Source organism: Litoribrevibacter euphylliae, from assembly GCF_042646085.1.
GTDB lineage: Bacteria > Pseudomonadota > Gammaproteobacteria > Pseudomonadales > Litoribrevibacteraceae > Litoribrevibacter > Litoribrevibacter euphylliae.
This window is the reverse complement of record NZ_JBHRSZ010000010.1, coordinates 77,262-86,524: the sequence shown is the minus strand read 5'-3', so window position 1 is coordinate 86,524 and position 9,263 is coordinate 77,262. Positions and strand designations below refer to the sequence as shown.

Sequence of the window (9,263 nt, the reverse complement as noted above, 5' to 3'; positions counted from 1 at the left end):
TCTGGAAAATATCCAACACCAAGACTTCGAGCGGAACAATACGGCTGAGGCTTGAAAAGACGCGGCTCTAACGTAATTATTTATACAAATTAGCCTCAATAAATGCTGGATCAAAGCCGTAGGCCATCTTTTTGTTGATGACGAACAGAGGCGTCCCCCGGCCGTTAATTTGCTTAAATACTTCAAGAGCTTTAGGGTTTGTCTCTATATCCAGTTCTATATAGTCTATGTTTTGCTCTTCCATATATTGCTTGGCATGAATACAGGCCGGGCAAAACGCCTGAGTAAAGATAATTACTTTGTTTTGCCTCTCGCTGTTTGCAGACACCGGAGTTATGCAGGTAGTGAATAAAATGCAGATAACAAGTTTGGAGATTTTATTAAGCATAAGTATTCCATCAGGACAAAACTTGATCATTAGTGATCGACTCATGGTTTTAGTTCCACAAAGTGTGGCGACTGCTTTATAATCACCTGTTATTTCGGCCTATTTGGCAAAGAGTTTTATTTTAGTCAACTTTTTATAACAACAGTGAGTTTCTGATGAGTAATGATCGTGTAATTATTTTCGATACGACTTTGCGTGATGGTGAGCAAAGCCCGGGTGCCTCAATGACTAAGTCTGAGAAACTCAGTATCGCGAAATCACTCGAAAAAATGAAAGTTGATGTGATTGAGGCCGGGTTTGCTATTGCTAGTCCTGGAGACTTTGAGTCAGTTAAAGCCATAGCCGACTCGGTCACAGACAGTACCATTTGTAGTTTATCGCGCGCGCTCGATAAAGACATTGATCGTGCGGCTGAAGCCTTGAAAGGTGCTAACTCGGGCCGAATACATACATTTATCGCAACCTCACCAATTCATATGGAACATAAGCTTCGAATGAAGCCTGAGCAGGTTATTGAACAAGCGGTTTATGCTGTTAAGCGTGCTCGAAGCCATGTTGCTGATGTTGAGTTTTCTTGTGAAGATGCGGGTCGCTCTGAAATTGATTTCTTGTGTCGAATTATTGAAGCGGCGATTGATGCTGGTGCTTCTACGATTAATATTCCTGATACCGTCGGTTATGCCATTCCTGAGCAGTTCGGACAAACTATTAAGACCCTGATCGAAAGGATTCCAAATTCGGATAAAGCCGTTTTTTCTGTTCACTGTCACAATGACTTAGGGTTAGCTGTCGCGAACTCTTTATCTGCGGTACAGAACGGGGCTCGCCAAGTTGAATGTACTATTAACGGTTTAGGAGAGCGTGCAGGGAACGCTTCTCTTGAAGAAATCGTTATGGCGATTCGGACGAGAAAAGATTTATTCGATATTGAAACTAATGTAGACCCTAAATTTATCGTTCCTACATCAAAACTGGTTTCTTCCGTCACAGGCTTTGCTGTACAACCGAATAAAGCGATTGTCGGTGCTAATGCGTTCGCGCATGAATCGGGCATTCACCAGGATGGCGTACTTAAGCATCGTGAAACGTATGAAATCATGTCTGCTGAAGATGTGGGTTGGAACACCAATCGTATGGTGCTTGGTAAGCACTCTGGTCGAAATGCTTTTAGAACTCGTTTGGAAGAGTTAGGGCACACTTTCGAAACCGAAACAGAGTTGAATCATGCATTCGCTAACTTTAAAGAACTGGCGGATAAGAAGCATGAAATCTACGATGAAGATCTACATTTGTTAGTTAGCGATAATGCAGCTAAAAGTTTTGAAGATAAATATGACTTGGTTAGTTTGAAAGTAACTTCATGTACCGGTGAAACACCAGAAGCTGAGATTACAATCTCAGTCGATGGTCAAGAAGCAAAGGGTACTGCGCAAGGCAGTGGTCCTGTGGATGCTGCGTTTAAAGCTATTGAGACAATCGTTAATTCTGGTACTGAGCTTCTTCTGTATTCTGTTAATGCCATCACTTCTGGAACGGATTCGCAAGGTGAAGTGACAGTGCGTTTGGATCACAGCGGGAAAATAGTGAACGGTTTGGGGGCGGATACAGACATTGTGATCGCTTCGGCAAAAGCTTACTTGCATGCCTTGAACTTATTGGGTGCGAAAGTAGTACGTGAACATCCACAAGCTACAGAGGGTGTGTAATCCTTGATAGAACATCAAGTTCAGGAAGCCTATTTAAGTGCAATGGGGGTATCGTTATGGTATCCCCGTTTTACCTTGCCTAACGCTCCTGATCTTGACTGGCCTGTTCAGCAAACGAGTTCTCAAGAGCAGCCTCTTTTAGAATCTGAAGTTGCACAAGAAAACCTAAAAGAACAAAGCGTTGTTACACCGTCTTCTCTGTCTCAGCTGAAGTCATTGATGGATGACAATGATCAGGTTAAGGAGGCAGCTCAAACCTCTACACGTTCCTCTGAAGGCATAAAGAGCGATACTGCTAGGACTTCGACGACAATCACTGATTCTCCAAAAAAGACAGAAATCGTTGATCCCTTTGGCTTTTTATTTTTTAGATATCCGCTCGGTCTTTCTGTTGTGGTGTCTGTTACTGATAGCGAGCCATTGTCGTCTGTAGAATTACGTTTCTTGGAAGCTGTTATAAGCTATCTGGGAGTGCCGACCACTTCGGAGTTTAATCATCGAGTCTCCTGGCCACTGGTCAAGCAATCTCCGCAGTTTAGTACTCGAGAGTTCTTTGAGGACAGTATGACGGCGTTGTTTCAAAAACAGGCCATCGGATTCGGTGTTAATTCATTTCTTTTGTTTGGTCAGCGTCTTTCTAATGAATTGTCGGATCTGCTTCTGCAATTAGCGCCGGAAGGACAAACAATAGAGGTTGTTCCTTCTCCTGAACTGCCTGAACTTCTTACCTCTTCTGATGCAAAGCGAAAGTTATGGAAACAGTTACTACCACTCAAGATGACGTAAGCACATTGGAAGTCCGGGCTGCAACATTAGAAGATATCCTTGGAGTTTTAGAGGTTGAAGGCAGTGGCTATGACTTTCCTTGGTCTGAAGGTGTTTTTAACGACTGTTTTAAAGACAACTATATTTTTTTAGTACTTTGCCATCAGGGTCATATAGTAGGCTATTCGGTCTTATCTGATATTGTTGGTGAAGCTCATCTACTTAATATTTGTATTCATAAAGCGCATCAAGGTAAAGGGCTTGGCAAGTATCTGCTTAATGCTGCGATCAAGGCTGCTCTATCAAAGGGATGTGATTCAATTCTCCTAGAAGTTCGTGTAAGCAACCAAACTGCTAAACTCATGTATGAAAGCTTTGGCTTTTCGATGATTGGTTGTCGTAAGAATTATTATCCTGCGAAAGAAGGGCGGGAAGATGCCCTAATGTATCAACTTTTATTATCTGATTTTCTCGTTGATGAAACTGTCTAGGGATTGATGATAGGAGGGTGTATTCATGTATCTGTCCGTTGATCTTTCTTTCTATATAAATCTCATATTGTCAGTCCTGATTTCAGTTCAGTTTCTATTGGCCATTCGAAGCATTGATTGGGCGGCTTTTCTTGTTTTTCGTCATCGTCAGCATTTGGTTTTAGGGGCACTGGTTATTACGTTTGGTCTCTGGCAATTGCGTGGCTGGTTTGATGAAAATGCCGCTATTTATATCTTGGGTATTAATTTGATAACTTTAATTTTAGGCTGGGCATTCTCGACCTTGATTGTAGTAATTAACACAGTGTTTTTGGCGTTAGTTGGTGTAAATGACTGGGCGTTCTGGGCTTTGAATACCTTCTTCTGGGGCTGTTTACCTGTAATTGTCTCATTACTATGCTATCGGCTTGTAGTCTATTGGTTGGAAAATCCGTTTGCTTACATTTACCTATGTGGTTTTTTTGCTGCAGTCGCCACCTTGGTGCTACCAGCGTTATTCCTCTGTCTGCTATTTTTTATTTTGGATCTTCCTGAAAGTGAGATAGTGCTTACTTACCTTGAATATGCTCCTGTTATTTGTATTCCGGAAGGTGTGTTGAATGGGATGCTATTGGTAAGCTTCGTTATCTTCCTGCCGGATTGGGTTAAGACCTATGATGAACTTAGATATGAGCGAAACTCTAAAACCCGCTATAAGTAATGATTTTATGCGACACTGCTTTCTAAGGTGTCGTATTTTATTAATGTTTCAGAATGTAACCTGAATATAATTGTCAATGAGCATTGGCGCTGAAGTGATCACTCACTTAGTGTCTGTCACATTGAACCTTAGTTTCCATCCTCGCTTAGGTTCCTTAAGCCGACGTTGTTTACGTCGGCTTTTTTTATGGGCATTCTGTCTATGTTCGAGCTGTAATCAATAAGAACAATAATAGCTACCGAATATCAATTAGCTTAGGAGAGAGCTAGATGAAACTTACGAGTGTACTACCGGGATTGGTTGTAATCTCATTGTTATCTGGGTGCAGTGACAATGATGATAGTAGTAATGTCTCAACTTTTGATGAACAGCTGTCCTCGCTGATTCAATCTAATGCATTAACCGGAGATCCATCTACGGGGCGTGATCTAGTATCCATCAATGAACCTATTGCTCAATTAGGAATGAAACTCTTTTATTCCAAGTCATTGGGTGGTGATCAAGATACGGCATGTGTAAGTTGTCATCATCCTGCGTTGGGTGGCGGTGATGATCTGTCTTTGCCTATTGGTGTGGGAGCGGATACCCACCAGTTACTGGGTCCTGGACGTACTCATGATTCCGGGGATGCCGAGCCTACAGTCCCTAGGAACGCGCCAACCACGTTTAACATTGCGTTATGGGATCAAGTACTGTTTCACGACGGTCGTGTAGAGAGTCTAGGAAAAACCGCCAAGATGAATGGTGCGGATGGTGTTGGAATCCGAACTCCGGACAGTCTATTTGGTTCGGCTGATCTCAATGCGGGGAGAAATTTGACTGAAGCCCAGGCACGATTCCCTGTGACGTCTGCTGCTGAAATGCGTTCGGACTATGAACTTGGTGGAACTAATGATGAGTTACGAGCTCGCCTGCAGGCTAGGTTACGAGATGAAGCTCCTAGTGCTGGTGAGCTTTCTGTGGATGATGACGGTGACGGTCAAAATAACTGGGTGACTGCGTTTGAAGTCGTATACGCGGCCACAATTCCAGAAATTAATATCATTACTTTTGATCGTGTAACTGAGGCTATCGCTGCTTACGAAAACTCTCAAGTGTTTGTGGATAACTCTTGGAAAGCTTATGTGGCAGGGGATAAGTCAGCACTCACCGACGGTCAGAAGCGCGGAGCGATTGCGTTTTTTACTTCTGTTACTGACGGCGGTGCAGGCTGTTCGGGCTGTCACTCTGGGGACTTCTTTACCGATGAAGGTTTCCATAACATAGCGATGCCGCAGATTGGTGAAGGCAAAGGAAATGGCCTTGATGGCCGGGACGACTTTGGTCGTATGCGGGAGACGTTGCTGCTTTCGGATCAATACGCATTTAGAACGCCGACGTTATTAAATGTTGAGCATACAGGGCCATACGGTCATGCCGGAGCTTATGACTCTTTGGAAGATGTGATTCGTCATCACCTCAATCCGACTATTGCCATCAATGATTACTTTGCTGTCGGCGGTACCTGCAGTAATTTATCTCAGTTAAGTGGGGTAAGTTGTGAAGATATCAGTGGTGATCGAGCTGAAGAAAATACGCGGCTAGCGCTGGATAAACTAGAGACAGATCAAGGTTCTGGTTTATCTTTATTGGTGAATGCAGAGCTTTCGGATCAGCAGGTTTCAGATCTGGTGAGCTTTATGATGGCGTTATCCGATTCATGTCTTGAGGACGTTTCGTGTTTAAGTCAGTGGATTCCAGAATCTTCATTAAATGTGATTGATGGTAATCAGCTGAATGGTGAAGATCTTAATGGCTCGCCATTAGTGGTGAATTAAGGTTTTTGGCCACTTATTAGTAGTTGGTGGCCTGCTCTTTTTTCTCATATCTTTTTCAGTTATCCAAAGCTCGGGCAAGATGCTATATAATTGCCCGAATTTTGAAATGGTTTGGATAATTTAGATGTCTAACTTTGCTGCTGAAGTGGATACTCGCAGAACGTTTGCGATTATCTCTCACCCGGATGCGGGTAAAACAACAATCACTGAAAAATTGCTCTTATTCGGAAATGCCATTCAGGTGGCAGGTACGGTAAAGGGTAAGAAGGGAACTCGTATGGCCACTTCCGATTGGATGGCGATGGAGCAGCAGCGGGGCATCTCGATTACCACCTCGGTGATGCAGTTTCCATACAATGGGCGCACTGTAAATTTACTGGATACACCAGGGCACGAAGATTTTTCCGAAGATACCTATCGCGTTTTAACGGCTGTTGATTCTGCATTGATGGTGATTGATGGCGCGAAAGGTGTAGAGGAACGAACCATTAAATTAATGGAAGTGTGTCGCCTACGTGATACCCCGATTTTCACTTTCGTAAACAAGATGGATCGTGAAGTTCGTGATCAAATTGAAGTCATGGACGAAGTTGAAGAGATTCTGAAAATTCAGTGTGCTCCTATTACTTGGCCTATTGGTATGGGTAAGGCCTTTAAAGGGATCTATAACCTGTATACCGATACGATACATGTATTCGAACCGGGGAAAGGGTTAACTATTCCGGACGATGTGCGTGTTGACGGCCTAGAGTCAGAAGAAGCCAAAACCTTATTAGGCGATCTTTATGATGACTTTGTGGAAGAAATTGAGTTGGTTCGTGGTGCGAGTCATGAGTTTGACCTCAAAGCGTATCACCAAGGAAAAATGACGCCTGTTTTCTTTGGTACTGCGTTATCAAACTTCGGCGTTCGTGAAATGTTGAATGATTTTGTAGAGTGGGCGCCAAATCCTCAGTCTAGAAATACCGAGACTCGCGAAGTTGAGCCTCATGAGGAAAAACTGTCAGGGTTCATCTTCAAAATTCAGGCAAACATGGATCCGAAGCACCGTGATAGAATTGCGTTTATGCGTATTTGTTCCGGGCGCTATACTCGTGGTATGAAGATGAAACACGTGCGTATAGGCAAAGATATCAAGATCGCCGATGCGGTGACTTTCCTTGCCGGTGACCGTTCAAACGTTGAAGAGGCGGTTTCTGGAGACATCATTGGGTTACATAACCACGGTACGATTCAGATTGGTGATACTTTCACTGAAGGTGAAGAGTTGAAGTTTTCCGGTATTCCTCACTTTGCGCCAGAGTTATTCCGTCGTGTTCGACTGGCTGATCCATTGAAGACTAAGCAGCTTCAAAAAGGGCTTCAGCAGTTGTGTGAAGAAGGAGCAACTCAGTTATTTATGCCAACGAAAAACAACGATTTGATCGTGGGTGCGGTCGGTGTGCTTCAGTTTGATGTAGTGGCACAGCGTTTAAAAGATGAATACAAAGTGGAATGCATTTATGAACCTGTGAATGTCTTTACCGCGCGTTGGATCGAATGTGATGACGCACGTAAGCTCGAAGACTTTAAGAAAAAAGCAGGTGAAAATCTGTCGATTGATGGCGGTGGGCATTTGACTTATTTGGCATCAACACGAGTTAATTTGTCTATGATGGAAGAACGTTGGCCTGATATTCAGTTCCGTGCGACTAGGGAGCATTAATCGTTGATTAGCTGAGGGTGTAATGAGACTCTTTGATACTCACTGTCATTTGGATTTCGACATTTTTGATCGAAATTTGGAATCCCTGATCTCTGAGTGTCGCTTATTGGGAGTGGATACTTTTCTTATTCCTGGAACCAGGGTTTCAGCTATCAGTAAAATTCTAACAATTCAGGCTCAGTATCGAGGGGTGTATGTCGCGTTTGGCATACACCCTTTTTTTATTGATGAAAACTCAATAGATAATTTAGCTGTTCTGGATGCAGAACTTTCAACACATCATGGAGCGGAAGGTTTGGTTGCACTGGGTGAAATCGGCTTGGATAAATTTAGTCATGTCGACTATGTCTTACAGAAAGAGGTTTTCGAAGCTCAGCTACGGCTGGCCGATGTTTATGATTTGCCTGTGGTTTTACACAATCGAAAGTCGGATCAAGTGATGCTTGATTTGCTTGATCGATACTCAATTCGGGCGGGAGTTGTGCATGCTTTTTCTGGCAGCGTTGAAATTGCCAGAGAGTTTATAAGTAGGGGACTTAAGCTCGGGATTGGTGGTGTTATTACCTGGTCGAGCGCGCATAAGGTTCGGTCTATGGTTGAGCAATTGCCAATGGAAGCCATTGTTCTGGAGACAGATTCTCCTGATATGTCGCCCCAATGGCTAAAAGGTGAGGCTAATACTCCGAAATCTGTTCCGAGGATTGCAGAAAACCTGGCTCAGTTAAAAGGTATTTCTGTAAGTGATGTTGCGGAGATAACCTACAGCAATGCTTGCGAGTTGTTTGGTATATGTGATGCCCAATCTTCTGAGAAATTGGGCAGTGATTGGCTCTAAATCTGGTCGGCTACATCAGATAATGTTGTGACAATAATGTCGCAATATTTGGTAACGAGGAACGGAACTGTTTTTTCATTGTAGTTCTTGAAAGAAGGTTCAATGAAGCGCCATTTTCTGTCGATGCTACGAATCATGCTTGAAAGCTCTTTATTGCCTTTGTGGGCTTGGCTAATAGCCTTTAACTGATCGCTGAATTTTTGTGCTAGCACATCCGGCGCATCCATATTTTCTTGGCCTTCAATGTATAAGCCTGCACCACCCGTAGAAACTGAACGGCGAACATAGTCTGACGTCATTTGCTGTAGTAGCGTAGCGGCTTTGTATAGATCATATTTTTTTGAGCTTCCAGAAACCTCTTTTTCTTTTTCGATGACTTTATTTAGTGTGGTTAACAGGCTGAATCTGGCTTCATGTAGGTCAGTAATTGCGTATCGTGATGTAAAGCCTTCGGTGGCTATTTCGTTCTTATTGGCAAAGTCAATGTAGTCTTTCGAAATGGCGAGTGATTCATTGATGGCTTCTGCACTTTCTGGTGCATTATCTTCTGATAGGGATTGGCGTAAACTGCTCAAAAATGAAATGTCTTGTTCCAACTTCTCTTGAATCAGAGAATCACCTTCATGAAGTGTTAGCTGGTGAAAGCGGGTGGAGACCTTATAGGCCGCAAGTTTCATTTGTGTGGAGGTAATTAGAGTTTGTTCGTCAGCGATCGCAAATGATGCGTTTGAAACGACAAAACTAAGCAGAAGACTTAATTTTGCAAAAAGTGAGATGTGTGAAGGGCGTTTTGTTGTTTTTCTCATCTCTTAACCTTTGGGTCTTTTATTATTAGAGTTCGGACTCGTACCTTTAT

The 9,263-nt window shown here is 43.1% G+C and carries 9 protein-coding genes; 7 read left to right on the top strand and 2 right to left on the bottom strand.

Features of this window, described 5'->3' with window-relative positions; translation table 11 throughout:
- Nucleotides 1–76 precede the first annotated feature (76 nt).
- Entirely contained in the window at nucleotides 77–388 is a 312-nt protein-coding gene (locus ACFOEK_RS21175) for a glutaredoxin family protein (protein WP_386723489.1), read from the bottom strand.
- Nucleotides 389–543: 155 nt separating this feature from the next.
- Here ACFOEK_RS21175 and ACFOEK_RS21170 point away from each other — a divergent pair, with 155 nt between their 5' ends.
- The 7 genes from ACFOEK_RS21170 to ACFOEK_RS21140 all read left to right on the top strand — a co-directional run bounded on the left by ACFOEK_RS21170 (nucleotide 544) and on the right by ACFOEK_RS21140 (nucleotide 8,407).
- Nucleotides 544–2,094, top strand: coding sequence for a 2-isopropylmalate synthase (locus ACFOEK_RS21170; RefSeq protein ID WP_386723488.1), 1,551 nt, complete (start codon nucleotides 544–546; stop codon nucleotides 2,092–2,094).
- A gap of 3 nt (nucleotides 2,095–2,097) precedes the next feature.
- Entirely contained in the window at nucleotides 2,098–2,880 is a 783-nt protein-coding gene (locus ACFOEK_RS21165; RefSeq protein ID WP_386723487.1) for a hypothetical protein, read from the top strand.
- Complete coding sequence (gene rimI, locus ACFOEK_RS21160; protein ID WP_386723486.1) at nucleotides 2,847–3,350, top strand: ribosomal protein S18-alanine N-acetyltransferase; 504 nt, start codon at nucleotides 2,847–2,849, stop codon at nucleotides 3,348–3,350. The genes ACFOEK_RS21165 and rimI overlap by 34 nt, the downstream gene beginning before the upstream one ends.
- A 25-nt stretch (nucleotides 3,351–3,375) precedes the next feature.
- Nucleotides 3,376–4,050: an energy-coupling factor ABC transporter permease gene (locus ACFOEK_RS21155; protein WP_386723485.1), complete on the top strand. Its 675-nt coding sequence runs from the start codon at nucleotides 3,376–3,378 to the stop codon at nucleotides 4,048–4,050.
- A gap of 269 nt (nucleotides 4,051–4,319) precedes the next feature.
- The gene (locus ACFOEK_RS21150) at nucleotides 4,320–5,867 is read left to right on the top strand and encodes a cytochrome-c peroxidase (protein ID WP_386723484.1); all 1,548 of its coding nucleotides are present in this window, start codon (nucleotides 4,320–4,322) and stop codon (nucleotides 5,865–5,867) included.
- A gap of 124 nt (nucleotides 5,868–5,991) precedes the next feature.
- Nucleotides 5,992–7,572 carry a peptide chain release factor 3 gene (locus ACFOEK_RS21145; protein WP_386723483.1) on the top strand — a complete coding sequence of 527 codons (1,581 nt, stop codon included), beginning with the start codon at nucleotides 5,992–5,994 and terminating at the stop codon, nucleotides 7,570–7,572.
- Nucleotides 7,573–7,594: 22 nt separating this feature from the next.
- On the top strand, nucleotides 7,595–8,407 hold the full coding sequence (locus ACFOEK_RS21140; protein ID WP_386723482.1) for a TatD family hydrolase: 813 nt from the start codon (nucleotides 7,595–7,597) through the stop codon (nucleotides 8,405–8,407).
- Here ACFOEK_RS21140 and ACFOEK_RS21135 read toward each other — a convergent pair.
- Entirely contained in the window at nucleotides 8,404–9,213 is an 810-nt protein-coding gene (locus ACFOEK_RS21135) for a hypothetical protein (protein ID WP_386723481.1), read from the bottom strand. The two genes, ACFOEK_RS21140 and ACFOEK_RS21135, sit on opposite strands and share 4 nt — an antisense overlap.
- Nucleotides 9,214–9,263: the final 50 nt, after the last annotated feature.